At 65.1% G+C, this 24,665-nt stretch carries 20 protein-coding genes; 7 read left to right on the top strand and 13 right to left on the bottom strand.

Annotation, left to right across the window (positions count from 1 at the left end; translation table 11 throughout):
* Positions 1–387: 387 nt before the first annotated feature.
* From H926_RS0109175 to H926_RS0109160, 4 genes are all read right to left on the bottom strand, one after another.
* Positions 388–759: a UrcA family protein gene (locus H926_RS0109175; protein WP_158441965.1), complete on the bottom strand. Its 372-nt coding sequence runs from the start codon at positions 757–759 to the stop codon at positions 388–390.
* 106 nt (positions 760–865) lie between these two features.
* Complete coding sequence (locus H926_RS0109170) at positions 866–2,173, bottom strand: AAA-associated domain-containing protein (RefSeq protein ID WP_022676031.1); 1,308 nt, start codon at positions 2,171–2,173, stop codon at positions 866–868.
* A gap of 51 nt (positions 2,174–2,224) precedes the next feature.
* Positions 2,225–3,952, bottom strand: a complete 1,728-nt coding sequence (locus H926_RS0109165; protein WP_022676030.1) for an ABC transporter permease subunit — start codon at positions 3,950–3,952, stop codon at positions 2,225–2,227.
* A gap of 13 nt (positions 3,953–3,965) precedes the next feature.
* Positions 3,966–5,333 (bottom strand): carbohydrate porin, encoded by a 1,368-nt coding sequence (locus H926_RS0109160; protein WP_043608784.1) that lies wholly within the window; start codon positions 5,331–5,333, stop codon positions 3,966–3,968.
* 449 nt (positions 5,334–5,782) lie between these two features.
* On the opposite strand from H926_RS0109160, the gene H926_RS0109155 reads away from it, so the two are divergent.
* The 4 genes from H926_RS0109155 (at position 5,783) to H926_RS0109140 (ending at position 9,279) form a co-directional block, all read left to right on the top strand.
* Positions 5,783–6,061, top strand: coding sequence for a metal/formaldehyde-sensitive transcriptional repressor (locus tag H926_RS0109155; protein ID WP_022676028.1), 279 nt, complete (start codon positions 5,783–5,785; stop codon positions 6,059–6,061).
* Positions 6,062–6,142: 81 nt separating this feature from the next.
* Positions 6,143–7,087 (top strand): CDP-alcohol phosphatidyltransferase family protein, encoded by a 945-nt coding sequence (locus H926_RS26555; RefSeq protein ID WP_022676027.1) that lies wholly within the window; start codon positions 6,143–6,145, stop codon positions 7,085–7,087.
* Positions 7,088–7,384: 297 nt separating this feature from the next.
* Entirely contained in the window at positions 7,385–8,485 is a 1,101-nt protein-coding gene (locus H926_RS0109145; RefSeq protein WP_022676026.1) for an inositol-3-phosphate synthase, read from the top strand.
* Between the two features lie 17 nt (positions 8,486–8,502).
* Entirely contained in the window at positions 8,503–9,279 is a 777-nt protein-coding gene (locus tag H926_RS0109140; RefSeq protein ID WP_237740998.1) for an NTP transferase domain-containing protein, read from the top strand.
* A gap of 41 nt (positions 9,280–9,320) precedes the next feature.
* Here H926_RS0109140 and H926_RS26550 read toward each other — a convergent pair whose 3' ends face one another.
* The 4 genes from H926_RS26550 to H926_RS0109115 form a co-directional block, all read right to left on the bottom strand.
* The gene (locus H926_RS26550; RefSeq protein ID WP_051146308.1) at positions 9,321–10,967 is read right to left on the bottom strand and encodes an APC family permease; all 1,647 of its coding nucleotides are present in this window, start codon (positions 10,965–10,967) and stop codon (positions 9,321–9,323) included.
* A gap of 29 nt (positions 10,968–10,996) precedes the next feature.
* A complete protein-coding gene (gene betA / locus H926_RS0109125) occupies positions 10,997–12,691 on the bottom strand; it encodes a choline dehydrogenase (RefSeq protein WP_022676023.1) in 1,695 nt (564 codons plus the stop codon).
* Entirely contained in the window at positions 12,678–14,090 is a 1,413-nt protein-coding gene (gene betB / locus H926_RS26545) for a betaine-aldehyde dehydrogenase (RefSeq protein ID WP_022676022.1), read from the bottom strand. Before betB ends, betA begins: the two co-directional genes overlap by 14 nt.
* A gap of 196 nt (positions 14,091–14,286) precedes the next feature.
* The gene (locus H926_RS0109115) at positions 14,287–15,531 is read right to left on the bottom strand and encodes an HD-GYP domain-containing protein (RefSeq protein WP_237740999.1); all 1,245 of its coding nucleotides are present in this window, start codon (positions 15,529–15,531) and stop codon (positions 14,287–14,289) included.
* Positions 15,532–15,693: 162 nt separating this feature from the next.
* Here H926_RS0109115 and H926_RS0109110 point away from each other — a divergent pair, with 162 nt between their 5' ends.
* Positions 15,694–16,083, top strand: coding sequence for a DUF4440 domain-containing protein (locus H926_RS0109110; RefSeq protein WP_022676020.1), 390 nt, complete (start codon positions 15,694–15,696; stop codon positions 16,081–16,083).
* A 531-nt stretch (positions 16,084–16,614) separates the two neighbouring features.
* Here H926_RS0109110 and H926_RS0109100 read toward each other — a convergent pair.
* Positions 16,615–17,043: a VOC family protein gene (locus H926_RS0109100; RefSeq protein WP_022676018.1), complete on the bottom strand. Its 429-nt coding sequence runs from the start codon at positions 17,041–17,043 to the stop codon at positions 16,615–16,617.
* A gap of 55 nt (positions 17,044–17,098) precedes the next feature.
* The gene (locus tag H926_RS0109095) at positions 17,099–17,842 is read right to left on the bottom strand and encodes an SDR family oxidoreductase (protein WP_022676017.1); all 744 of its coding nucleotides are present in this window, start codon (positions 17,840–17,842) and stop codon (positions 17,099–17,101) included.
* Positions 17,843–18,040: 198 nt separating this feature from the next.
* Between H926_RS0109095 and mtgA the strand changes: the two genes are divergently transcribed.
* Positions 18,041–18,709, top strand: coding sequence for a monofunctional biosynthetic peptidoglycan transglycosylase (gene mtgA / locus H926_RS0109090; RefSeq protein ID WP_028657789.1), 669 nt, complete (start codon positions 18,041–18,043; stop codon positions 18,707–18,709).
* 348 nt (positions 18,710–19,057) lie between these two features.
* Here the strand turns inward: mtgA and H926_RS0109085 are convergent, their stop codons facing one another.
* Both H926_RS0109085 and H926_RS0109075 read right to left on the bottom strand, forming a co-directional pair.
* Positions 19,058–21,646, bottom strand: a complete 2,589-nt coding sequence (locus H926_RS0109085) for a TonB-dependent receptor (protein ID WP_022676015.1) — start codon at positions 21,644–21,646, stop codon at positions 19,058–19,060.
* Between the two features lie 412 nt (positions 21,647–22,058).
* On the bottom strand, positions 22,059–22,862 hold the full coding sequence (locus tag H926_RS0109075; protein ID WP_022676013.1) for a metallophosphoesterase family protein: 804 nt from the start codon (positions 22,860–22,862) through the stop codon (positions 22,059–22,061).
* Between the two features lie 252 nt (positions 22,863–23,114).
* Here H926_RS0109075 and H926_RS0109070 point away from each other — a divergent pair, with 252 nt between their 5' ends.
* Complete coding sequence (locus tag H926_RS0109070; protein WP_022676012.1) at positions 23,115–23,909, top strand: TorF family putative porin; 795 nt, start codon at positions 23,115–23,117, stop codon at positions 23,907–23,909.
* 73 nt (positions 23,910–23,982) lie between these two features.
* Here H926_RS0109070 and H926_RS26540 read toward each other — a convergent pair.
* Positions 23,983–24,665, bottom strand: a 683-nt coding sequence (locus tag H926_RS26540) for a TolC family protein (protein ID WP_022676011.1), incomplete at its 5' end; no start/stop codon positions are given.

The following is a 24,665-nucleotide window of genomic DNA, read 5'->3' as shown; positions in this document are numbered from 1 at the left end:
TGATGATGGCGGCGAGGCTGGTGCGCGCCGGCGGGGCAGCGATCATCGGCAACAAGGCTCCTCGGCGCGCGGTCGTGTCATGCCCTGCGGTCATAGCGCCAAGCCCCCTGCAATGCCACAACCGCCCATGGCGCACGCGCCCGACGCCAAGACCGGCAGGGGCCTGTGGAAGAGGCACCTGCCGGCGGCCGATCCGCGCGGGTCGCAACCGCGGTGGCCCCAAAGCGCACGCCCCCACCGCACGGGCGTCGCACGCTTTGGATTGGTGAAGATAAAACGGGACTGGGAGGGCAAGGTGATCAGGCCGATCAGATCAGGCTGATCAGATCAGAGGCATGCGAGGGTGGCTGGTTAGCCCTCGACACGCCCATGTCTTGCGCAATGCGATCAGTGCGTGCGGCGCACGTCGGTGTTGACGGCAACGGCGGTGTGCGCGGCCCGGGCCAGTGCGAGCTGGCGGCGGGTTTCGATCTGGGCGAGGCCACCCTTAACCGCCTTGCCGTAGCAGGAACGCTCGTCGGGGGTCATGTGGCCGGCGCCATCGGTATAGGGCGTGCAGATCTGCGCGGCGACACGGCGGACTTGCGCCTGGAGCGACTTGACCGCCTTGGGCGAGGTGAGATCGACATGCCCGATGTCCATCTCGGCCTGCGGGATATCGGCCGCGGTGTCCTGCGCGGCGGCGGGCATGGCGCTGATGGCGGTCATCGCGGCCAGCGAGAGGGCGAAAGTCTTGGCGAAGGTGGCGGTACGGATCATGGTCATTCCCCTGTCAAAGTCTGTCCAGGCGTTCGTGCCTGACAAGGGATGGACTACCCGTACCGCCGCCTGCCTACGCGTGACGGCCGTCACGCCTTCGCGTTTTTTATTGCGGGTCGTCGAGGCTGAACTGGTCGTCATCCTCGTGATAGGTGAAGACTTCGGCGTAGCGGCCCCAGTTGGTCACGGTCTTGAGCGTTTCGCTGGCGAAATCGGGGCTCATGTGGTCCTCCAACTCGTCGCGGAAGCGGCGGGCCGGGGCCTTGTGGCTGGCGCGTTCATCCAGGATGCGGCGGATGTGGCCGGCCAGGGGAACGTGGGCGAGCAACGCCTCTCCGAACATCGCCTTGCGGTGATCGACATCGGCCTGGGCATAGCGGCGGGCCGCTGGGGTGAGCAGCAGTTCGGCCCCGCGCAGTTCGGCAAAGCGCAGCAGTTGCAGGGTTTCGGCCATGGGGAAGAGATCGTCGATCTCGAAATTGAGCGAGTCGGCCAGTTCGGCCATGCTGGCGCGGCCGTTGAACGGGGTGCCGTCGACCTCTTCAATAAGGCCGGCCAGCGTATTGGTCGACACATGCGGCAGGACCATGGCGATGCCGGTGCCGGGGAAGACCCCTTCACGCGGGCGGGCGGCGTCGGCCGGGCGGGCGGTCATCCGCGCATAGATATCATCGACCAGCGCGCGGAACGGCGGATCGAGGCGATCGCGCGGGCGCGGGATGTCCACCTTGATCTCGGCCACGACACGGCCCGGATTGGACGAAAAGACGAGGATGCGATCGCACATCTGGACCGCTTCCTCGATATTGTGGGTGACGATCAGGATCGACTTGATCGGCATGCGCCCTTCCGACCAGAGATCGAGCAGATCGGTGCGCAGCGTTTCGGCGGTGAGCACGTCGAGCGCGGAAAAGGGTTCGTCCATCAGCAGCAGCGAGGGATTGACCACCAGCGCGCGTGCCAGGCCGACACGCTGGCGCATGCCGCCCGACAGTTCCTTGGGATAGGCGTTTTCAAAGCCATCGAGGCCGATCAGGTCGATCGCGGCCAGCGCACGGCTGCGGCGTTCGGCGGCCGGCACCTTTTGCGCCTCGAGACCCAGTTCCACGTTTTGCAGCACGGTGAGCCAGGGAAACAGGGCAAAGGTCTGGAACACCATGGCCACGCTGGGATCGGGGCAATCCTCGCTCGCGATGCGCGAGACGGTGCCCTGGCGCGGATGGATCAGGCCGGCGATCGAGCGCAGCAGGGTGGACTTGCCCGAGCCGGAACGACCGAGCAGGCCGACGACCTCGTTCTGGTAGAGCGTGAGATCGACGTTTTCGAGCACGAGATGGCCACCGGGCGGCGGGCCATAGAAATGGTTCAGGCCCGTGACCTCGATCAGCGGCTGGGGCGGCAGGAGAGTTGCCATGGGGATACTCCAGAAACGAAAGGCCAGGGAATCGGGAAAGAGGCGGGTTTGTCAGAGGCGCAGGCGGCGTTCGCCAAAGGCATAGAGCGGGCGCCACACCAGGCGGTTGAAGCCCAGCACGAACAGGCTCATCACCGCAATGCCCAAGGCCACCTGCGGATAGTTTCCGGCGGTGGTGGCATCGGCGATATAGGCGCCAAGACCGTGGGCGCGCAGGTGATGGTCCCCCCAGGTGACCACTTCGGCCACGATCGAGGCATTCCACGAGCCGCCCGACGCGGTCAGCGCCCCGGTGATGTAGTATGGAAAGATGCCGGGCAGCGCGACCTGGCGCCACCACTGCCATCCCCGCACGCCGAACATGCCGGCCGCCTCGCGCAGGTCATTGGGGATGGCGCTGGCGCCGGCGATGACGTTGAACAGGATGTACCATTGCGTGCCCAGGATCATCAGCGGCGAAAGCCACACGTCGGGCGCGAGATGGAACCGCACAATTACGATCACCGCAAAGGGGAACAGCACGTTGGCGGGAAAGGCTGCGAGGAACTGGGCGATGGGCTGAACCCGCTCCGCCAGGCGCGGACGCAGGCCGATCATCACGCCCAGCGGCACCCAGATCAGGCTGGCCAGGACGATCAGCACGATCACGCGCACCATGGTGATCATCGCGTCGCCCAGGGCCTGTGCCATGTCTTGCAGGGTGAGCGAGGTCAGCACGTAGTGCCCGGTCCAGCCCAGCGCCGCGATCACGCCGAGCCATACCCCCGCCTGCCACAGCCGTTCCAGCCAGGGGTTGGACGCACCATCGACCACGACACGCTGGCGCCGCGCGCGCGGTTCGAGCGCAAGGAGCAGCCGGCCCAGCGTGGCCAGCGGCGCCAGCACCACCGGCAGCAGGCGGGTGCGGCGCAGGAGATCGTGAAACCAGCTTTGCGGGGCATCGGCGCTGGCGGTCTGCTCAAAGCGGAAGCGATCGGCCCAAGCCACGATCGGGCGGAAGAACAGCTGGTCATAGGCAAGGATGACCAGCGCCATGGTGCCCACCGCCCAGCCGACGGCGTGGAAATTCTGCTGCTGGATCGCCATGGCGAGATAGGAACCGATGCCCGGCAGCGTGGCGGTGGTGTTGCCCACGGTAATCGCTTCGGATGCGACCACGAAGAACCAGCCGCCCGACATCGACATCATCGCGTTCCACACCAGCGCTGGCGTGGCGAACGGCAGATCGAGCCGCAGGAAACGGCGCACCGGCGACAGGGCAAAGCCCTGGCACACTTCCTCCAGATCGCAGGGCACGCTGCGCAGCGACTGGTAGAAGCTGAACGCCATGTTCCACGCCTGCGAGGTGAAGATGGCAAAGACGCTGGCCAGTTCCACGCCCAGCACGTTGCCGGGAAAGAGGTTCATGAAGAACGTCACGGTGAACGTGAGGAACCCCAGGATCGGCACCGACTGCAGGATATCGAGCGCGGGCACGATCAGCCGCCCGGCGTGGCGGCTGCGCGCCGCCAGCGTGGCCACCACCAGCGTGAACACGGTGGAGGCCAGCAAGGCGGCGAACATCCGCAGCACGGTGCGCAGCGCATAATAGGGCAGATGCACCGGCGCGAGCGTGACAGGTTCGAGATTGAGACTGCTGAGCGGGGCGACGGCGCCTTCGGCCGCGCGGAAGACCAGCACGGCCAGGCCCGAAAGGATGGCGAAGGCAATCGCATCCTCGCGGTTCGGGCGGGTGAGCCGCAGCATGCGCGAAAAGCTGGGCAGGCGGGTGGTGGTCATGATCCAGGCTCTTTCAGAAGCCGGCGTGGACACGCAAGGCAAAGATATTGGCCGGTCCGCGATCGCGGTTGTAGCCGGGATTGGAGATATGCTGATAATCGAATGTCAGTGAACCCCAGCCGACCGGACGGAAGGCATAATAGGCTTCCACGATCTGCTCCGTCCCAGGATGGGGCAGCGCGCCATCGCCCACCAGCACGCCCAGGCCACCAGCCGCGAGCCAGCGCTGGTGCGCCGCCGATATGCCGTTGACGACACCGGCAATGGCAAAGGTATCCTGCGGGCGCCCCCAGCCCTTGCCGGCCAGCGCGCCACCGAATGCCAGGGTGCGGTCGATATCCGTGAAATCGTAGGTTTCGATCCGCCCGTCGCTCCACCCGCTGCGCATGAACAGGCCAAGGTTGCCGGTCACCTCCTGTTCGGCATTGAACGCGATGCCGAGGCGATCCTGCACCCGGCGCGCCGGGGCGAGGTCTGGCACGCCCTGCCCGCCAGCGGCAGCGAGCGCCAGGGCATCATCGAAGCGGGCAAAGCGGCCACGGTTGCGAAAGCCGGTGACACGCACGGCGCCGGGATGGCCGGCCAGGGTGAAGCGGCGCTCCCCTTCCACCACCAGCGCATTCTGCGAGAAATTGCTTTCCAGCGCGACGCCGTTGGGCACCTGCGACAGATTGTAGAGCCCGGCGCGCAAGGTCCACGGCCCCTGGTACCATTCGGCCGCGACGCCATAGGTATAGCCCCAGGCATTGGCGGCATAATCGAAGCTGCCGGTATCGACGAGCGACCAGTTGAGGAAATCGCCGCGCGGATCATGGGCATAGCGATTGGTATCGAACACATCGCCCACACCCATCTTGCCCGCGGTGACCACCAGGCGATTGGCAGTGGTGGCCAGGCGCAGCTGGTTCTGCCCCGGCGCCACCGCCAGGGCATCGCCGCCCAGGGCAATGGTTTGCCGCAGGAACGCGCGCTGCAACTTGAAATAGGGGCTGAACTGGCCAACCTTGTAGGCCTCTGCACTGGGAAAGCCGCCTGCGCCCAGGGTGTTGGACAGGCCGAACCCTTGGTCGATTTCGGGGTTCACCCAGACTTCCGCCCCGCGCCAAGGCCGCACGCCGAGATAGAGCGTGGCATCGTTGGTGGCCTTGACCTGATGCGGCGCCAGGCTGTTGTCAGCCGAATAGGGCGACGCGAACCCACCGACGCCCTGCGTCACCAGCGTATATTGGCCATGGATGGCGAAGATTTGATCCTGGGTTTGATCCGGGGCTTGATCCGTGGCTTGATCGGCCGCCTGGGCCAGGGGCGAAGCATCGGCCCGAACGGGTGCCTGGGCGAGCAATGCGCCGAGGGCAACAGCCAGGGCCAGCCGGCCGGCCATGCGCCATTCGATCGATGCAGCCGCCAACCTGTTCACCGCCGCAGCGCTAGCGGGGGAATATGACAGGTGCGTGTTGCCCATGCCGATGGCGGCGGAACGGCGGTCTGCGGCGGTTGCGCGCCGGGCGCGCCGCACCAGCGGGAAAGCAATCTTGATCATCAATTCGGTCCTTGGTCAGGCGACAACCGCCCGGCCAGACCGAAGACACATCAGCGGATGTGCCGCACCGATCCCGCGGGCGAGCTGCCGGCCGCAACGCAAGCGCCAGTCAGGCTTGAGCGCCTACTGTCGCCCTCATCGGCGGCATGGTTGCAACTTCGCGGCATCGGTTGGATTCCTTGAATATCATCGCGTCAGCCGGCCACGCGGGAGCGGCCGGGGAACGACTCGACTTGCCCGCCCCTATACCCTAGGGGAGTATGGTATCAAGTGAAAAAGGGACCGGGATCATGAGCCATGTGGCAGCCGAAAAACAGAAACTGCTCAACCGGCTGAAACGCATCAGGGGACAGATCGACGCGCTGGAACGGGCAGTGGATGCCGAAGTGGAATGCGCGCGCGTGCTGCAACAGGCAACGGCCTGCCGGGGCGCCCTGGAAGGCTTCATCGCCGAAGTGATCGAGGACCATATCCGCGAGCACATGATCGACCCCGGCCAGCCAGGCAGCGATCCCAAGACCCAGGCTGCCGAGGAACTGGTGGCGATCATCAAGGCCTATATCCGCTGATCCCCACCGCTGCACCGCAGACGCCAGCACCGATATGGTTTGCAATTGGCGAGACCGATGGCGCGGTATAGGGTGCAGGCGATGAACCCGTCACGTCGCGTCGCCAACACCGCCACAGCATCTGGCCCTGCCGAAACCCAGCAGCGGGTGCGCCCGCCACGGCCGCTGCGCCCGGCAGAGTTGCAGGACTGGCTCAACAGCCGGATCTATCACCCCCTGTCGTGGCGCTTGGCCTGGGCGCTGGCACCCACGCCGATCACGCCCAACATGGTTTCCGTGTTCGGCGCCGCCATGGTGGTGGCCGCTGGCGTGGTCTATTGCCAGCCGGGCTGGCCCTGGATGGCCCTGCTGGGGCTGGCCCTGCATCTGAGCTGGCACGTGGTGGATGGCGCCGATGGCGATCTGGCGCGCCTGACCGGACGCAGCGGGCCCCACGGCGAAATGGTGGACGGGCTGTGCGACTATGGCAGCCACACCGTGGTGTACCTCCTGCTCGGCTGGTGGCTGCAGCAGCATGTCAGCGCGTGGTGCTGGATCGCAGTGGTCGGCGCGGGCCTGAGCCGCATCGTGCAGGCCAATCATTATGAAGTGCAGCGGCGGCAATACCAGTGGTGGGCCTATGGCAATCCGTGGCTGCGCCAGGACGATGTACCGATCACCGGGCCGGGCACGGCGCTGGCCCGCCTCTATCTCTTGCTCGGCCGCGCCCTGGCGCCCGGCGGCCTTGCCGTCGATGCCGCCTATGACCGGCTGGCCACCGATCCGGCCGGAACGGCAAACGCGCGTGCGATCGCCCGGGACCATGCCCGCGACCTTTTGCCGGCATGGCGCATCCTGGGTGCCAACAGCCGCACGATCCTGCTGGGCGTGGCCATGCTGGCCGGATCGCCGCTCTATTATTTCCTGTTCGAAGCGGTGGTGCTCAATATCGTGCTGCTGGCATCGATTGCCCATGCGCGCGGCGCCGCGCGGCGGCTGGAGCAGGATTTTGCCACGGCCGCAAGCCAGAGCGCTGCCGCACGCTGAATCGCCGCGAGCGCACGCCCAAGCGTTTCCAGCGTGCGACAAGTCGAGCGTAAAGTTGCAATGCAGTTGCAGTATGGCAGTCATAATGTAACAACCACATCGGGCTCCATTGCCATGGCCCGAGGATTGCACTATTTTGGCGCCTTCCGGTCCGGACCGTCCGGGTTCCACTCATTCGGCCTTGTATGAGGGCAGGGTGGGCAGCACCGCGAAAAGGCAGTTTCGTTTGAGTGTCAGGCAGGTACCTGGCTGTTATCAGCATGGGCCACCGCCATGACCGCAGGAGAATTACCTAAAATGCCATCGATCAAAGTCGCGGTTATTGGCGTCGGCAACTGCGCCAGTTCACTGGTTCAGGGTGTTTTCTATTACAAGAACAACAACTCTTCCCAAGGCCTGATCCATGATGTCATCGGCGACTATGTGCCGGGCGACGTGGAATTCGTTCTGGGGATCGATGTCGATGCTCGCAAGGTGGGCAAGGACCTGGGCGAGGCCATCTTCGCTGCCCCCAACAACACCACCGTGTTCTACAAGGACGTGCCGACCACCGGCGCCAAGGTGATGCGCGGGCGCGTGCTCGACGGCGTTGCCGACCACATGACCGCCGCAGGTGAGCGCGGGTTCATCGTGGCCGAAGGCGAAGACCCGAGCCAGGCCGATATCGTTGCCGCGCTCAAGGCGTCGGGCGCCGAAATCCTGCTCAACTTCCTGCCCGTCGGCTCGCAGAAGGCCAGCGAATTCTACATGGAATGCGCGCTGGAAGCGGGCGTTGCCGTGGTCAACTGCATCCCGGTGTTCATCGCCAGCAACCCGGAATGGGAAGCGCGCTTTCGTGCCGCCGGCCTGCCGATCGTGGGCGACGACATCAAGGCCCAGGTTGGCGCCACGATCGTGCACCGCACGCTTTCGACGCTGTTTTCGGCGCGCGGCGTGACCACCGAGCGCACCTATCAGCTCAACACCGGCGGCAACACCGACTTCCTCAACATGCTCGACCGCCATCGCCTGTCGAGCAAGAAGGAATCGAAGACCGAAGCCGTGCAGGCCATGCTGGCCCAGCGCCTGGCCGAGGAAAACATCCTGATCGGCCCGTCGGAATACGTTCCGTGGCAGAAGGACAACAAGATCTGCTTCCTGCGCATGGAAGGCGTGCAGTGGGGCAACGTTCCGGTGAACCTGGAACTGCGCCTGTCGGTGGAAGACAGCCCCAATGCCGCGGCCTGCGTGATGGATGCGATCCGTTGCTGCAAGGTGGCGCTGGAGCGCGGTGAAGGCGGTGCGCTGATCGGCCCGTCGGCCTATTTCTGCAAGCACCCGCCTGAACAGTTCATCGACGATGTCGCGCTGCGCATGGTGGATGAATATATCGCCGCGGTGCCGCAGGCGGCCGAATAAGCATGGAAACTGCTGCCGTGTCGCGGCCCGCCCTTGGCGCCGCCGTGCCGCGGCATGCGGTTATCCTGGCCGCTGGACTGGGATCGCGCCTGCGCGATCTCAGCCAGTCCAAGCCACTGACCCCGGTTTGCGGGTTCCCCCTTTTGGAACTGGGCGTGCGCCAGGCCGCTGCGGCCGGCATCCGCCACATCGTGGTGGTCACCGGGCACGAAGCCGCCCGCGTGGAAGCCGCCCTGCCTGAACTGGCTGCGCGTTGCGGTGTCAGCATCGAGGCGGCGCGCGTGGCGGACTGGACCTTGCCCAATGGGCATTCCGTCATCGCCGGCGCGGCACTGGTCGATGGGCCATTCCTGCTGATGATGGCCGACCACATCTTTTCCGCCGAAATCCTGGAGCGCCTGACCCACGAAGGCGCCCCAACGCGCGACGTGACGCTGGCGATCGATCGACGCCTCGACAACCCGCTGGTCGATCCCGACGATGCCACCTGGGTGCGCACCCGGCCCGATGGCACCATCGCGGCGATCGGCAAGACGATATTCCCCTATGACGCGGTGGATTGCGGCGCCTTCCTGGCGACGGCCGCCCTGCCCGCCGCGATCACCCAAGCCGTGGCCATGGGCCGCGCCGGATCGCTTTCCGATGGCATGCAGGTGCTGGCCGATGCGGGCCGCGCTGCCACGATGGAAATCGATGCCGCCTGGTGGATCGACGTGGACGATCCGCGCGCCCATGCCCAGGCCGAGGCCGACCTGCCCCAGGCGATCCCCGCGCTGTTCAGCCCGGCGATCTGATCGCTTTCACAGATTGCCGGAATAGCCGCTGCGGCGGGGACTCACCCCGCCGTCGGCACGCCGTGGTGCAGCGCAAAGGCGTGCGTTACGGCAATCAGCGCGGCGCAACCAGCCAGGGCCACCCAGGGCAGCCAGCCGGCGCGGCGCGTCATCGTGCCATCGCTGTTGCGGGCATAGTCTTCGACCAGGGCATGGGGAAACACGCCCTTGTCCTGCACATAGTGGCGCCAGGCAAAGACCGGCACGATCAGCAGCAGGGCAATGAGACCGTTGCGCAGCGTGCCCGCGCCCCAGACATCGGCGCCGGCGCCCATGAAGGCCATGTTGACGAATCCGAACGTGCAGCCAAGCGCCAGGAGCCAGGTGGGGCAGCGGAACGGACGCTCCTTGTCACCGCGATCGATGCGGTGAATCCAGCCGGCCTGGAGATTGAGGAAATTGAACGCGAGGTAGCAGACGTTGCTGATCATCAGCACGGCGAAATAGTCTGACGCCAGCAACAGGATCAGGTTGAAACCCAGGTCCGTCCACATGGCGGCAGTGGGCGCACCGTGGCTGTTCACGCGCGAGAGATAGCGCGGCAGCCAGCCATCGAGCGATGCCTGATAGAGCGTGCGCGACGACCCCATCATCGAGGTCATCACGATCAGCAGCAGCGACAGGATGAGCATGGCGATGAACAGGTTGGCGATCAGCACGCCGGCATGGCTGGAGGCGACGAGGCCCAGCCCCTTGACGACGATCGAGGCCAGCGCCTGGGCCACGCCGGAGCCATCGTAGATCGAGGGCGAAAGCATGGCATCAAGGCCGAGCGAAGCCTGGAATGCCAGCGGCACCAGCGCGAAGACGAGGATGCACAGCACGCCCGAGGCAATGATCGCGCGCGGCGTGTCGCGGGCGGGATTGCGGAATTCGCGGGTGTAGCACACCGCCGTTTCAAAGCCGTAGGTGGACCATCCGGCGCCGAACATCGCGCCCATCAGCAGGACCAGGCCATAGCCATTCCAGCTGCCGAAGCCGGCATGGCCCGCCGCATCACGCAGCATCGGCAGCAGCGGGAAGAGATGGGCACGCGGGAGATTGCCGGTAAAGACAGGAATCAGCCCGACCAGGATGAGCGGGGCGAGGCACACGAGGCCAAGGATCTTTTGCGCATGGGCTGCCCGCGCCGCGCCGCCATGCTGCAAAGCGAAGGTGAGCAGCAGGAAAGCCGTGGCGATCAGCGACACCGCGTTGACGCGCAGCGACAGGCCCGGACGCACGAAGCCGAGATCGACCAGCTTGATCTGCCAGGTCATGATCGCTGCATCGGGTGCGAACAGGCTGGCCATGATATAGCCGGCGGCCAGGCTGGTCGCGAGGGTCAGCACTGGCGACCAGGCCAGCCAATTGGCCCAGATGGAGATCGGGGCGACAAAGCGGCTGTAGGGCAGCCAGGCGGCAGCGCCATAGACCGAAGCACCGCCGGACTTGTGCGGATAGAGCCCGGCAATCTCGGCATAGACGAAGCTCTGGATGAACCCCATGAGGATCGAGGCGATCCAGACGACCCAGCTGGGCTGGCCGATGGTGGCGGCAATGCCGCCCATGGTGAGCAGCACGCCCGCCGGAACACCCGACGAAGCCCAGAACGCCCCCTTCCAATCGAGCGAACGATGCAGTTCGCCGGTGGGGGCAGCCAACGTCATCGCGGGGGTTATCGCGGGGTCTTCACCGATCATCGCTGCTGCGTTTCCCAGTTGGGGTGGACGTAGTAAGGTTCGTTGGCCGGCGGCAGGAGCGGGTTGCCGAGGATGTGGTCGGCTGCCTTTTCCCCGATCATGATCGTGGGCGCGTTGAGATTGCCGGTGGTGATCGAGGGCATGACCGAGCTATCGACCACACGCAGGCCCTGAACGCCGATCACCCGCAGTTCGGGATCGACCACCGCCAGCGGATCGTCCGCGCGGCCCATGCGCGCGGTGCACGATGGGTGCAGCGCGCTTTCCACCTTTTCGGCGATGAACGCGTCGATCTGCTCATCACTGACGCAATCGGCGCCGGGCTGGATTTCCCGGCCGCGAAATGGCGCAAAGGCAGGCTGCTGGAAGATTTCGCGGGTCAGGCGCACGCAGGCGCGCATTTCGGCCCAATCGTCCGGGTGGCTCATGTAGTTGAAGCGGATCACCGGCTTTTCGCGGGGATCGGCGCTACGCAGCGTGACCGTGCCCCGGCTTTTCGAGCGCATCGGCCCGACATGAGCCTGGAACCCGTGTTCGGTGGCGAGCGATGAGCCATCGTAATTGATGGCCATCGGGAAGAAGTGATACTGGATATCGGGATAGCGGATGCCGGCGCGGCTGCGGATGAAACCGCAGGATTCAAAGTGGTTGGAAGCGCCAAGGCCGGTACGCCGCAGCAGCCATTCCAGGCCAACCTTGGCCTTGCCCACCAGATTGGCATGGCCGAACAGCGTGATCGGCTGGGTGCAGGCCATCTGGAAATAGAATTCCAGGTGGTCCTGCAAATTGGCACCGACCCCGGCGCGATCGGCGCGCACGGCAATGCCGTGGCTGGCCAGTTCCCGGGCCGGGCCGATGCCCGACAGCTTGAGCAGTTGCACCGAATTGATCGGGCCGCCCGAGAGGATCACCTCACGCCCGGCACGCACCGTGTGCAGCGTGCCGCCGCGTTCGTATTCAACGCCAACGGCGCGCGTGCCCTCGAACAGGATGCGGGTGGCCAGCGCATGCTGCACCACCTTGAGATTGGGCCGCTTGACCGCATCATAGAGATGCGCCTTGGCCGAGGAGCAGCGCTCGCCCTTGCGCACCGTCATGTCCATGCGGCCAAAGCCTTCCTGCTGAAAGGCGTTGTAATCCTCGGTCGGCTGGTAGCCGGCCTGCTGCGCCGCTTCCATCCACGCGTGGTGCAGCGGATTGTCGAGCGTGCCATAAGTAGTGGACAGCGGCCCATCGCCGCCGCGATAGGCATTGCCGCCCTCGGCGCGGGTTTCGGCGCGCTTGAAATAGGGCAGCACCTGGGCATAGCCCCAGCCGCGCGCGCCCTGATCCTCCCAGCTTTCGAAATCGAGTGGATTGCCGCGCACATAGACCAGGCCGTTGATCGATGACGATCCGCCTAGGCCCTTGCCGCGCGGACAGTGCAGCCGGCGGTTGTTGAGGTGTGGTTCCGGCTCGCTTTCATAGCGCCAGTTCCAGCGCGTGGTGTTCATCGGATAGGCCAGCGCGGCGGGCATCTGGATATAGATCGAGCGATCCGAGCCGCCGAATTCCAGCAGCAGCACGCGATGGCGGCCATCGGCAGTGAGACGGTTCGCCAGCACGCAACCGGCCGAACCGGCGCCGACGATCACATAATCGAAGGTTTCGCCTGCACCCGCGTCGGTTGGGGCCGCATCAGTAGGGGGCATCGATCGGCTCCATGGCGACATAGACGCTCTTGAGGCGCGTGTAGTGCTCGATGGCGGCGCGGCTGTTTTCGCGGCCCAGGCCCGATTGCTTGACCCCGCCGAACGGCAATTCGATCGGGGTGATGTTGTAGGTGTTGATCCAGCAGGTGCCGGCATCCAGCGCGGCCACGACGCGATGGGCGCGGGTGAGATCCTGGGTGAACACCGCGCCGGCCAGGCCAAATTCGGTGGCATTGGCACGCGCCACCACCTCTGCCTCGTCGGTGAAAGGGAGCACGGCCATGACCGGGCCGAAGATTTCCTCCTGCACGATCACCATCTCGTCGTTGCAGGCGGCAAAGATCGTGGGGGCGACGAACGCCCCCTTGTCACAGCCGTTGGCGAGGACGCGATGGCCGCCGGTGACCAGCGTGGCCCCTTCGGCCTGGCCCTTGGCAATATAGCCCAGCACCTTTTCCATGTGGGCCTGGCTGATCAGCGCGCCGACATGGGTGGCCGGATCGGCGGGATCGCCCACGATCATCGCCTCGGTCCGCGCTTTTAGCCGGGCGAGGAAATCATCCATCACGATGGCATGCACGAACACGCGCGTGCCGTTGGAGCAGACTTCACCGGCCGAGTAGAAATTGGCCAGGAGCGCGCCCGAGACGGCATTGTCGAGATCGGCATCGGGGAACACGATCAACGGGCTCTTGCCGCCCAGTTCGAGCGTGACCTGCTTGAGCGTGGCGGCAGCGTCGGCCATCACCTTGCGGCCGGTGCCGACTTCTCCGGTAAGAGAGATCTTGGCGATGCCGGGATGGCGCGAGAGCAACTGGCCGGTGGCGGCAAAGCCCTGAACGACCTGAAACACGCCTTCGGGCACGCCGGCCTCGAGATAGATCTTTTCCAGCTCGATCGCGGTAAGCGGGGTCAATTCGGCAGGCTTGAAGATCATCGCATTGCCGCAGGCCAGGGCGGGCGCGCTTTTCCAGCAGGCGATCTGCAGTGGATAGTTCCATGCGCCGATCCCGGCGGTTACGCCGAGCGGCTCGCGTCGGGTATAGCCGAACGCGCCGGGGCCAAGATCGACGTGCTCGCCGGCGATCGTGGCTGCCACATTGGCATAATATTCGATGCAATCAGCGCCCGAGAGCACATCGACCGCGATGGTTTCCTGGATCGGCTTGCCGGTATCGCGGGTTTCCAAGAGCGCAAGTTCATCGTTGCGCGCGCGCAGGATATCGACCGCCCGGCGCAGCACGCGGCCGCGCTCGGTTCCGGTCAGCCGGGCCCATTGTCGCTGCCCGGCGCGGGCGCGGGCCACAGCGGCATCGATTTCGGCTGCGCCGGCGATGGGGATGGTGGCGAGCACCTCGCCCGTGGCTGGGTTGATCGTATCGAAAGAAGCCGGTGCCATCGTGCCCTCTGTCTGGCGTTATGTGCCCGACAGAATACGGCAAGACGGCTTGGAATCAATTTTGCCGTGCAAATCGCAATTTTGCAATTCTGGAAAATATCCTTTTAAAACATAATGGTATTTTTCGGATTTCATCACCAGGGCCGATATGCTGCATAAAGTTTGCTTATGCCGACAGCCGACTCCGCAGTCATGCTCACAGCTGCGGGGGGTCGGCCGCGCCGCGCCACAGCTGGCGGCGTACCCGATTCCAATCCGGCACGCCCCATTCATGGCCGCAGGCATGTCCGACGATACTGTCAAGCGGATTGGCATCATCGAGCAGCATGTCTTGCGGCACAAGCGGTTCGCGTTCGCGGGTGCAGAAGAACGCCGTCACGCGGGGGCCTGTATCCGTGCGGCGCCCAGGCTGCACCAAGGCCAGGCGGTTGCTGCGCAAACGCACCACCATGGCGGGCGGAAACACCCCGATACTTTGCATGAAGGCAAAGAGCAGATCGCGATCGAAATGCCCTTCCCATCCCCACATCGCGGCGAGCGCCTCGGCCGGCGTCCAGGCCTGCTTGTAGATACGATCGGACGTGAGCGCGTCATAGCAATCGCAGATCGCGCCAAGGGCTGCGGCGCGGCTGATCTCGCCCGCGTGCAGGCCGGCGGGATAGCCCTTGCCGTCCTGCCGCTCGTGGTGGTGCCGGCAGACATCGAGTGCAGTCTGGCAGACATCGCCCGATGCCTCGAGCAGGCGGAAGCCATGCTCGGGATGATCGCGGACGAGCGCAAATTCTTCCTGCGTGAGGCTGGCGGGCTTGTTCAGCACGTCTTGCGGGATGCCGATCTTGCCCAGATCGTGAAGCAGGCCAGCCTGGCCATAGTCGCGGGTTTCCTGGGCGTTGAGACCAAGGAACGTGGCGACGTTGATCATCAGGGTACACACCGCCACAGAATGGGCGAAGGTATATTCGTCCTTGCTCTTGAGACGGACGACATCGATCACGGTGCGCGGGCTGCTGGCAACAGCCTCTGCGATGTCTTCCACCAGTTGATGGGTATCAGCGATACGCACGGCGCGACCCATGCGGGCATCGTCAAACAGGCTGCGCATCGTCTGGCGCGCCTGGCCCACCATCTTCTGGACCTGGCGGCGGCGCTGGCGCGAGATGCTGTGCATCAGGGCATCCGCGCGATCGGGCGGAGGGGGAGAGGCACGCCGGCACCGGTGGACCGGCCCAGGCGATTGCCCCGTCATGGCGCCCGCCACGGATGCAGGTGGCGCGGGCCTGGCCCGGTCCGCCTCGTATCGGCCGCCACGCGCCTCGTCGATGATCACGAAGGGAGCGGCACAGCCATGAACCTTGGCAAGGTCGTCAGCCGTCGAGATGACGAAACGCGTGCGCCAGAACGGGTGATCGAACCACGATCCGCCGAATCCGCAAATGAACATGCCAAGCTTGACGTGTTCAGGGGGGACGTGGCGGATCATGCGCCGCAGATTGCGTGCGCGACCTTCCCTCCAGCCTAAAGCGGGCTTCAGGAAAACCCGCAGAAACATGGTTAAACGCGACGAGTGGTTGCCCCGGCGGCGCCGGCGTGGTGATAGCGTGGTATGAGCCAACCCGCCAACCTTGCCATCCGCCTGCGCCGCGCCGCATTCAACCAGGCCCTGGCCGATGCCGACCTGACCGCGATTGGGCCATTGCTGGCGCCAGACGTGGTGCTGGTTACGGGCAGCGACAGCGCCGTGTTGGCCGGGCGCAAAGCACAACTCCAGGCCTGGAAGCGCGAGTTCGCCGCCAGCCCGCGCAGCATCTATCTGCGCACACCGGCGACGATCGAGGTGTCGGCGGTGGAACCGATCGCCCTGGAACAGGGAGAGTGGCTGGGCCGCCACGCCGATAGCGGCGCGGTTTACGCCAGCGGACGCTATTGCGCCAAGTGGCGGCAAAGCGATGCAGGCTGGGTCATCCTGGCCGAGATCTTCGTGACCATGGCCTAACGTTCGGCACGGTCGGGCGCGACGACCAGCCCTGCAGCGAGGAAGCGACCATCTGGACCGGTGCGAGACGGCGACCAGATTTCCAGTGCCCTTTTTTGGGTGGCCAACCGCATTGATTTACAACGGCACTGGTCATCCACAACCTTGCGGTAGCCGCCGCTTGCGTTCGGCGGGAGCCGGGCAGCTATCGCGCGGCAAAGGCGCACTCCGACCTGGCGCGCGACGCAGAACGCTATCACAAACTTGCCAGCAACCAAACGGCGCACCATGATCTAGAACGTGAAGCGGCGCGCGCTGCCGCTTGCTCACCGCGTGGGGCCAGCGCCCGATATAAGGTCCAAACGGCAGCGCGGCCGGCCCTGCCGGCATTCGCCAAAGCCTGCCCGCCGCCGGTATCGTGGTATCCCCGGACGACGTGCAGGCCTGCACCGAAGTGACGGCCTATGCCCTGTCGCTGCGCGACTGGGCCCTGGATATCAGCGCGCCCGCCCTGGCGGTGCCGGCTGGCGCGCCGTGATCAATGCCGTGGATTTACCAGGTACCGGTATTAGGCATGCTGGACCAGGGTTCGGCCGGATTGAGGCGGCCGTTCTGGAGCAATTCCACCGAAATGCCATCGGGCGTCTTCACGAAGGCCATGTGCCCGTCGCGCGGCGGGCGATTGATGGTGATCCCGGCATCGGCCAGCGTCTGGCAGGTGGCGTAGATATCCTCCACCTGGAACGCGAGGTGGCCAAAGTTGCGCCCGCCGGCATAGGCTTCGGCGCTGCCATCCTCGGCCGGCCAGTTATAGGTCAGTTCCACTTCGTAATCCTGGCCCGGCGCCGCCAGGTAGATCAGCGTGAAACGGCCCTGCTCGCTGGAAAAGCGGCGCGTTTCCTGCACGCCGAGCAGGTTGAAGAACGCAATCGTTGCATCAGGATCGGTCACCCGGATCATGGTGTGCAGAAACTTGGTCATCGTCTGGTAGCTCCGTTCAAAGCGATGAAGATCGTGCGCAGCGCAAGGCGGCGGCTCAGTGCCCGTTGAGCTGGGCAAGCAGCGCGTCAAACCTGCCGTCGCGCTCGGCATGGCGAAACGCCAGGGTGTTGGGCACGCAGATTTCCGCCGGTGTCGGCACCTGCGAAAACAGGTCCATCACCTGGGCGACGTAGGTATCGAGCGGCAGATAGCCTTCGCGGGTTTCCTGCCCCGGCGTCAGCCCGGTCTGCACGGCGGGCGGGGCGAGTTCGATCACCTCCACCTGGCCGGCCAGTTGCGCGCGCAGCGACTGGGTATAGGAATGCATCGCCGCCTTGGTCGCGCTGTAGGTCGGGGCGGCTGCCAGCGGCACGAATGCCAGGCCCGAGGTAACGTTGACGATTGCCGCATCGGCCTGTTGCGCCAGGTGGTTGACCAGGGCATCGGTCAGGCGGATCGGGGCCAGCAGGTTGGTGACCACGGTGGCCTCGGCATCGGCCAGGTCGCGCGGGCCGCGCAGATCCTCGAACCGCATGATCCCGGCATTGTTGACCAGCACGTTGAGCGCGGGAAAGCGCGCGGTCACTTCGGCAGCAAAGCTGGCGACCGCGGCGGCGTCGGTCACGTCAAGCGCCATGGCATGAAGCCCGTCGCGCCCGGCCACGGTTTCTTCGAGCGTCGCCAGCGTGCGGCCCGTGACGATGACGGTATTGCCCGCCGCATGCCAGGCCTGGGCCAATGCGCGCCCGATGCCGCTGCCCCCGCCGGTGACGAGGATGGTGTTGCCGCTGGTTTTCATGAAGGCGATCCTTTTTCTGTCGCGTGCAAAGTGGGGGGTGGCCCTGCCGATGGCAACGCCCTGCCCAAAAGTTTGCGCCCCCTAGCGCGCGGTGCGCGCATCGCGTGACGCCGCCGGATTGATTGCCATTCCGCAGCGCGGCATAAGGCGGGCATGTTCAAGCACCTCATGCCCTCCCGCCCGTCCCAGGAACGCTCCATGGCCTGGCGGCTCGGCTGGTGGCTGGGCCGCGCCATCGTCGTGTTCCTGGTCGGCAGCGTGCTGTGGGTGCTGATCTACAAGTGGGTGCCGGTGCCGATCACCGCCACGATGCTGATGGACGGCAACAGCGTGACCAAGGATTGGACGCCGCTCACGCGCATCGACCGCACGATGGTCGACGCAGCGATCGCCGGCGAGGATTCGCGGTTCTGCACCCATCACGGGTTCGATCAGGCTGCCATGCTCCAGGCATTCGAACGCAACCAGCAGGGCGGCCGGATTCGCGGCGGCTCCACCATCAGCCAGCAGACCGCCAAGAACGTGTTCTTGTGGCAGGGCGGCGGCTATTTCCGCAAGGCGCTGGAGGCCTGGTTCACCGTGCTGATCGAGCAGATCTGGGGCAAGCGGCGAATCATGGAGGTCTATCTCAACGTCGCGGAAACCGGCATCGGCACCTATGGCGTGGAGGCCGGCGCCCAGCGCTATTACAACAAGGGCGCGCTGCACCTGTCGCGGATCGAGGCGGCACGAATCGCTGCCGCCTTCCCCCAGCCCAAGGTGCGCGAAGTGACCGGCGCAAGCGGATTTGTGCGCCGCCATGGCAATGCCATTGCCGCGCGGTCCTCGGTGGTGCGCGGCCAGTACGACACCTGCGTCTATCAATAGTAGCGGAAAGGCCGCCTCCCGGTGGCGAGAGACGGCCCCTCCAGCGTGTAAGCCGAGCCGCCGGATATCACATCTTTGGCAGGCAGGGCTTGCCCCCTTCTTGCCGCAGGATCACGCATTCAACCGGAACAACATTGCTGCAAAGCACAACGACGAAAGCAGGCGTCCGTTCCCGACCGCATGAGACCGCGCCTAGAATGACGCAGTTGACACAGTTCTGGATAGTGCAGTGCAGCACGGCTGGTCGCACCTCGCGCGCATCCCGGCGCAGCGGCGCCCCACAATGAAAAGCCCGCCGCCACCCCAAGGGATGACGGCGGGCTTTTTTGCCAGTTCTGTCCGAAAGGATCAGAAGCCGAAGCTGAGCGTCGCGATCAGCGTGCGCGGCGGGCTGAGCTGCGCATAGGTGATCGGGTTGCCGTTGGTCGCCTGGCTGATCAGCGTGCCGTCAAAGCCGCCAACATAGTTCACGTCGAACACGTTGGTGACGTTGAGCTGCAGGAAGGTGCGTTCGTTGAACATTTCCGCAACCTTCGACAGGGCCAGCTTCGCGTCGAGATCGACGACGGTGTACGGGCGCGTCTTGGCCGGGAAGATTTCCAGCTTGCCGCCGCTGTTGACGTAGAACGGCAGGTTCTGGTCGTTCACGTAACGCGGACCGGTGCGCTTGGCCTGCACGCCCAGCGAGAGCGGGCCAACCGTACCATCGACACGGCCACCGAAGGTGTAGACCGGGGCGCCGGATTCACGCTTGCCAGCCGTCTGGTAGAACGCCTGGGTGCCGGCCGTGGCGCAGCCATACATGCCCAGCGTCACGTTGGCCGCCGAGCAGGTGCCGGCGTCGACGTTGTCGCGGATCTTCGAGTGCAGGTACGAACCGAACACGTAGAACGAGAGATCCTTGGTCGGCGCATAGGCCAGCGAGCCGTCGAAGCCATACTTGTCCACGCGGCCGAGGTTGCGATAGATCGAAACCTGGAGATCGCGGTCAAACGCCGAGGCGAGACGGTTCTGGTAGATCGTGTACCAGGCCGAAACCTGCGCCAGCAGCGGGCCGGAACGGAAGCGCACGCCAGCATCGAAGTTGTCGGTCGTTTCCGGATCGGGCTTGGCCGCCGCGTTGTTCAGCGGGAAGTAGAACGAGTTATACAGGTTGTCCGTACCCGGCACCTGCAGACCCTTGGAATAGTTGGCAAAGATGCTAGCCGACGGCGCGACCTTGAGCGTGAAGCCCACGGTCGGCAGCGGCTTGCTGTAGGTGAACACGCGCTGCTGCGGTGCCGCCCAGCCGCTGGTCGGCAGGCCGGCTGCGGTCACGACATAGGGGTTGGCAGCCGCCATCGTCGCCAGATCGCCCGAGGTAGCATAGCACGCCACGCCGCCGCTGGCGCCGGTGGTGAAGCACTTGTTGTTCAGGTTGCGCTTCATGAAGGGCATACGCAGGCCGATGTTGACCGACAGCGCATCGAACGTGCCGCGATATTCCGCCGAGACCTGGTGCAGGATCGCATAGGACAGGCGGTTACGCTTCTGGACGATATTGCCCTTGGCGTCGGTCAGCGCGTTTTCCGACGGGAAGTAGTCCACGCCGAAGCCGTTGGTGTAGAGGTTGCCCAGTTCACCGGTCTGCTTGTGGCGGCCGCGGTCATACGAATAGGCCACGCGGATCGTGTTGTTCGGGTTGATGTCGTAACGCAGCGAGGCGAGCAGGCCGAGACGCGCGGTCTTGGTCTGGCTCGGCGCCAGCAGGCGCACGGTGTCACGCAGATCGCCGTCGCCGTTGAGGTCACGCCCGAAGTAGTAGTTGCTGCCATTGAAGCCGAGCGTGCCATTGGGCGCTGCCGCTTCGGTCGCCACCACGGTGCCGCCACCGTTCGCGCTGGTCCACTGGATCGAGGGATCGACCGTCAGCACCAGGCCATCGGCCAGGGTGAAGCGCGTGTTGATGCGCACGTTGGCCGTGTCCGAAGGGTTGTAGCGGTATTCGTAGTCAGAGCCGCACGAGTTGGCCACGTCGGCAACGCCGGCATTGGCCGCTGCGGTGGTGCAGCGGGCTTCCTGGTAGAAGCGCTCGTCACCGTTGAGCGGATAGCGGTTGGCCGACGAACCGCCCACCACGCGCGAACCGTAGTTTTCGGTCCACATCGGCACCGAGCCGAAGAAGTTGTTGCGGTTCTTGTTGTAGTGGCCGGCGATCGAGATGAAGTCGCCGTTGCTGCCGATCGGCTGATAGAGCTTGGCGTTGAACTGCTTCTTGTCGATCTTGCCGATGCCGCCGAACACGGCGTTGTTGGTCGCGCTCGAGGCCGTGATCCAGCCACGCAGGCCCGAGGCCGTCAGGTTGCCGGTGTCAACTTCGCCATAGATGCGCATGAAGTTGAAATCGCCCACCGAACCCAGCATGCGCGCGTGGAAGTCTTCGGTCGGCATGCGCGAGCGATAGTTGACGGTCGAACCCGAAGCGGCCGCCGTGGGCGAGTCTACGTCGGTGGTGCCGAGGTTGACGTTGACCTGCTCGATGATTTCGGGGTCAAGCTGCTGGTTCGAATAGAGGGCATAGTTGCCGGTGTCGTTCAGCGGCATGCCGTCGAACGTCTGCGAGATGCGGGTATTGTCAAAGCCGCGGATGAACAGCTTGCCGCCGGCCGAGCCGAACGGGTCGTTGTTCTGGAAGCTGACGCCCGGCACCAGGTTGATGATGTCGTTGATCGTCTGGCCCGGCGTCTGGTGGGCGATGATCGTCTGGTCGAGAACCTGCTTGGCCTTGGGCGTGTCGGGCAGCTGAACGCCGTTCACCGACTTGGCGGCACGGCCGCTGACCACGATGGCCTGCTGTTCGAAATCGACCGAACCAGTGGACTGGGCGAAGGCGGGCGTGCTGGCCAGAGCCATGCCCAGCGCCAGCATGGAGCCGGCAGTAAAGTGCGAGCGGTGCATTGGTGTCCCCGTTGCGTGTAATCAGTCGCCGCGATGCAACGACAGAAAGATGGTCCGTCCCCGCTGCCATCAGACGACCCGACGCATGGCAGGGCGCCGGCACAAATCTTCCACGCGCCGGCAGGCCTCCCTGACCGGTTTCTTGTGACACGAAAATGACAAAATTTCTGCAATTTTTACTTGATTTTGGCGTTCAAGACAAAATGCTTCAGGAAGAGCCGCGCAGTCTTGCCAATCATTTCAAGTGAAAGCATCGCAGCGCAACGATGGTGCAGATTGTGGCGGCTTCGCAACAACAGCAAAGAATTTGCGCAAGTGCGAAACATTCGGCGCCAAAGCAACCGCTTGCACCAGGATCAGCGGCAGTTTGCGGCGAAATGCACTTGGCGTTGCAGGGACAGGCCCGCGCCCGTCAGCCCGGGCTGGCCTCTGCCGATTCGTCCTGCGCCACCAGCAGCCAGCGCTCTGCGCCTTCCAGCCCGACGGCGGTCAACCGGCCCGAGGCATAGGCCCCGGTATCGATGCCGACGCGCAGCGGCGAAAGCTCCGGCTCGTCAACGATGGTATGGCCATGCACCACGGCGAAATCGCGCGGGGTCCGGTCGGCAATGAACTCCCCCCGAATCCAGCGCATGTCGCCGGGCACCTGTTCGTCCAGCGCTACGCCGGGGCGGATGCCGGCATGCACGAAGACATAGTCGCCGATGCGGATCTGGTCTTCCAACCCGCGCAGGAACGCGATGTCGGCCTGCGGCACGAAATCGGGCATCGCGGCGCGCAGTTCTTCCAGCGTCATCCGGGCATAGTCTTCCGGATCTATCGGATAGCTCAGCAGCGTTTCCCGGCCGCCGTGGCGCAGGAAATGGCGCAGGGTTTCGTCGCGCTCGAACGCGCCCAGGAACATTTCCTCGTGATTGCCGGCCAGGATGCGCACGCGCCGCCGCTGTGCCCAGGCGCGGGCGGTATCGATCACGCCGGCACTGTCTGGCCCGCGATCGATCAGGTCACCCAGCAGGATCACGGTGGTCTTCACCATGCTGTGGTCACCGCGCGCGGCGTCATCGGCTTCGATCAGGGAAATCATCTGCTCGAACAGGTCGAGCCGGCCGTGAATGTCACCCACCGCATAGACGCGCTGGCCCGCAGGAACCAGCGTGGGCGGAGCAGGCGGTTCTGCCCGCGCCCCGGAAACGAGTGACTTAAGCAACTTCAGCATGCACCGGCCGTGACGATCATTCGCCAAACTATATGGGTGCTGCCGCGGCCGAGACAAGCGCCAGAAACACTATGATGCACAAAAGACACATTCCAGAACGAGAATGCCACGGTCGGCGGAATGGTCTTGTGCAACGCAGCAGGCGGCGGCATCCAGATAAGCGCAAGTCGTCAACCAGCCCGCGCAAGAAAGAGGCCGGGGCGATTTGTGCAGGCGGGGCGACGCGTCAAAGACAAAATCAAGAGGTATTTCATGCGTACGTCCATCAAGTCGCGCGTGGCCAAGGTCGCCACGGCGTTCAGCCTTGCCGTGCTTGCCGGTTATGCCGTGCCTGCCATGGCCGACGAGACCGCGCCCCCGAGCGATTTCAAGGTGACTGGCGCCGCCGGCGTCATCAGCCAGTACCGGTTCCGCGGCATCTCGCAGTCCAACAACCTGCCGGCCGTCCAGGGCACGCTGACCCTGTCGCACAGCTCGGGCTTCTACGTCTCGACCTGGGGCTCGAGCGCTTCGCCCAGCCCGGCGGTCAACATCGGCGGCACCGAAATCGACGTCTATGGCGGCTTTACCCACGGCCTCAGCAACAGCGGCGTGACGGTTGACGTGGGCCTCTATGGCTACATCTATCCCGGTGCGCCGGGCCTCAACTTCTATGAAGTCTATGGCTCGCTGTCCAAGGCGCTCGGCCCGATCAACGCCAAGGCCGGCATCAACTTCGCCCCGCACCAGAAGAACCTGGATGTCTATGCCACGCGCACCGACACCTATGTCTATGGTGAACTGTCGGGCGCGATTCCGCACAGCCCGTTCACGATCCACACCCACCTGGGTCACACTGGCGGCTCGTTCAACTACACCAAGGAATACATCGACTACACCGCTGGTGTCAGCACGACGTGGAAGAACCTGACGCTCGATTTCTCGGTCGTCGGCACCAACGTCAGCCGCCAGGACGCTGCCAACAATCCCTTCGCCGGGGTTTCGGGCGAGCAGATGTATCGCGCCGGCAAGACGGTTGGCGTGGTCTCGCTGATGGCCTCGTTCTGATCACCTAATCGCGTTCGCCCAAGGGCAACAGGGGAAAGCCCGCGTCGGATCACCGACGCGGGCTTTTGCTGTTTCACTGCCCGGCTGGCGCTGCGCCCTGGGGCATCTGCAGCCCACCACCCAGCGCCACGAACAGGCCCACGGTGTCAGACAGGCGCGCCGCCTTGGCGGCCACGTATTGCGCCCGCGCGGTCTGTGCCACGGCGCTGGCATTGAGCACCTGCAGCGTGCCCACCCCGCCCAGCTGCAGCTGCCGCTTGACGAAGCCCAGGCTGGCCGAGGCTGCCGAATCGCCACGCTGCGCGATCGACAGTGCGGTGGCATCGGCCGAGAGCGCGGTCAGCGCATTGCTGACATCGGCAAAGGCCTGAAGCGCCGTGCCGCGATAGCCGGCCTTGGCCGCATCGAGCGCGTGTTCGGCTGCCTGCTGCTGCCGCTTGAGCGACCCGCCATGGAAGATCGGCGCCGCCAGCGCGCCGAGCAGCTGCCAGAACGGATTGCCATCGGCAAACATCCGGCCAAAGTCCTCGGCCGTGCCACCGGCGGTGGCCGACAGCGTGAGCTGCGGCAGGCGCGCGGCCATCGCCACTTTCACGTCGGCCGCCGCGCCTTCCAGCGTTGGGGGGGCTGCCGCTACGTCGGGCCGGGTCTTGAGCAGATCGGCCGGCAACGCCATCGGCAGGTCTGCCGGCAGCGTCAGGTCTTCCAGCGCCGGCATGGCCGCGCCGTTGTCGAACACCGGCATGCCCGGCGCCT

Source organism: Novosphingobium sp. B-7, from assembly GCF_000410615.1.
GTDB lineage: Bacteria > Pseudomonadota > Alphaproteobacteria > Sphingomonadales > Sphingomonadaceae > Novosphingobium > Novosphingobium capsulatum.
The sequence above is the reverse complement of the archived record's forward strand: the minus strand, read 5'-3'. Positions and strand labels throughout refer to the sequence as shown.

What these genes read in the sequence shown, in the direction of transcription:
- H926_RS0109100 (WP_022676018.1), bottom strand. Translation starts at nt 17,043, where the DNA reads ATGACCAAGTTTCTGCACACCATGATCCGGGTGACCGATCCTGATGCA.
- H926_RS0109160 (WP_043608784.1), bottom strand. Translation starts at nt 5,333, where the DNA reads ATGGCCGGCCGGCTGGCCCTGGCTGTTGCCCTCGGCGCATTGCTCGCC.
- H926_RS0109115 (WP_237740999.1), bottom strand. Translation starts at nt 15,531, where the DNA reads ATGTTCATTTGCGGATTCGGCGGATCGTGGTTCGATCACCCGTTCTGG.
- H926_RS0109145 (WP_022676026.1), top strand. Translation starts at nt 7,385, where the DNA reads ATGCCATCGATCAAAGTCGCGGTTATTGGCGTCGGCAACTGCGCCAGT.
- mtgA (WP_028657789.1), top strand. Translation starts at nt 18,041, where the DNA reads ATGGCCTGGCGGCTCGGCTGGTGGCTGGGCCGCGCCATCGTCGTGTTC.
- H926_RS0109095 (WP_022676017.1), bottom strand. Translation starts at nt 17,842, where the DNA reads ATGAAAACCAGCGGCAACACCATCCTCGTCACCGGCGGGGGCAGCGGC.
- H926_RS26550 (WP_051146308.1), bottom strand. Translation starts at nt 10,967, where the DNA reads ATGACGTTGGCTGCCCCCACCGGCGAACTGCATCGTTCGCTCGATTGG.
- H926_RS0109070 (WP_022676012.1), top strand. Translation starts at nt 23,115, where the DNA reads ATGCGTACGTCCATCAAGTCGCGCGTGGCCAAGGTCGCCACGGCGTTC.
- H926_RS0109175 (WP_158441965.1), bottom strand. Translation starts at nt 759, where the DNA reads ATGATCCGTACCGCCACCTTCGCCAAGACTTTCGCCCTCTCGCTGGCC.
- H926_RS0109155 (WP_022676028.1), top strand. Translation starts at nt 5,783, where the DNA reads ATGAGCCATGTGGCAGCCGAAAAACAGAAACTGCTCAACCGGCTGAAA.
- betA (WP_022676023.1), bottom strand. Translation starts at nt 12,691, where the DNA reads ATGCCCCCTACTGATGCGGCCCCAACCGACGCGGGTGCAGGCGAAACC.
- H926_RS0109085 (WP_022676015.1), bottom strand. Translation starts at nt 21,646, where the DNA reads ATGCACCGCTCGCACTTTACTGCCGGCTCCATGCTGGCGCTGGGCATG.
- H926_RS0109075 (WP_022676013.1), bottom strand. Translation starts at nt 22,862, where the DNA reads ATGCTGAAGTTGCTTAAGTCACTCGTTTCCGGGGCGCGGGCAGAACCG.
- H926_RS0109110 (WP_022676020.1), top strand. Translation starts at nt 15,694, where the DNA reads ATGAGCCAACCCGCCAACCTTGCCATCCGCCTGCGCCGCGCCGCATTC.
- H926_RS0109170 (WP_022676031.1), bottom strand. Translation starts at nt 2,173, where the DNA reads ATGGCAACTCTCCTGCCGCCCCAGCCGCTGATCGAGGTCACGGGCCTG.
- betB (WP_022676022.1), bottom strand. Translation starts at nt 14,090, where the DNA reads ATGGCACCGGCTTCTTTCGATACGATCAACCCAGCCACGGGCGAGGTG.
- H926_RS26555 (WP_022676027.1), top strand. Translation starts at nt 6,143, where the DNA reads ATGAACCCGTCACGTCGCGTCGCCAACACCGCCACAGCATCTGGCCCT.
- H926_RS0109165 (WP_022676030.1), bottom strand. Translation starts at nt 3,952, where the DNA reads ATGACCACCACCCGCCTGCCCAGCTTTTCGCGCATGCTGCGGCTCACC.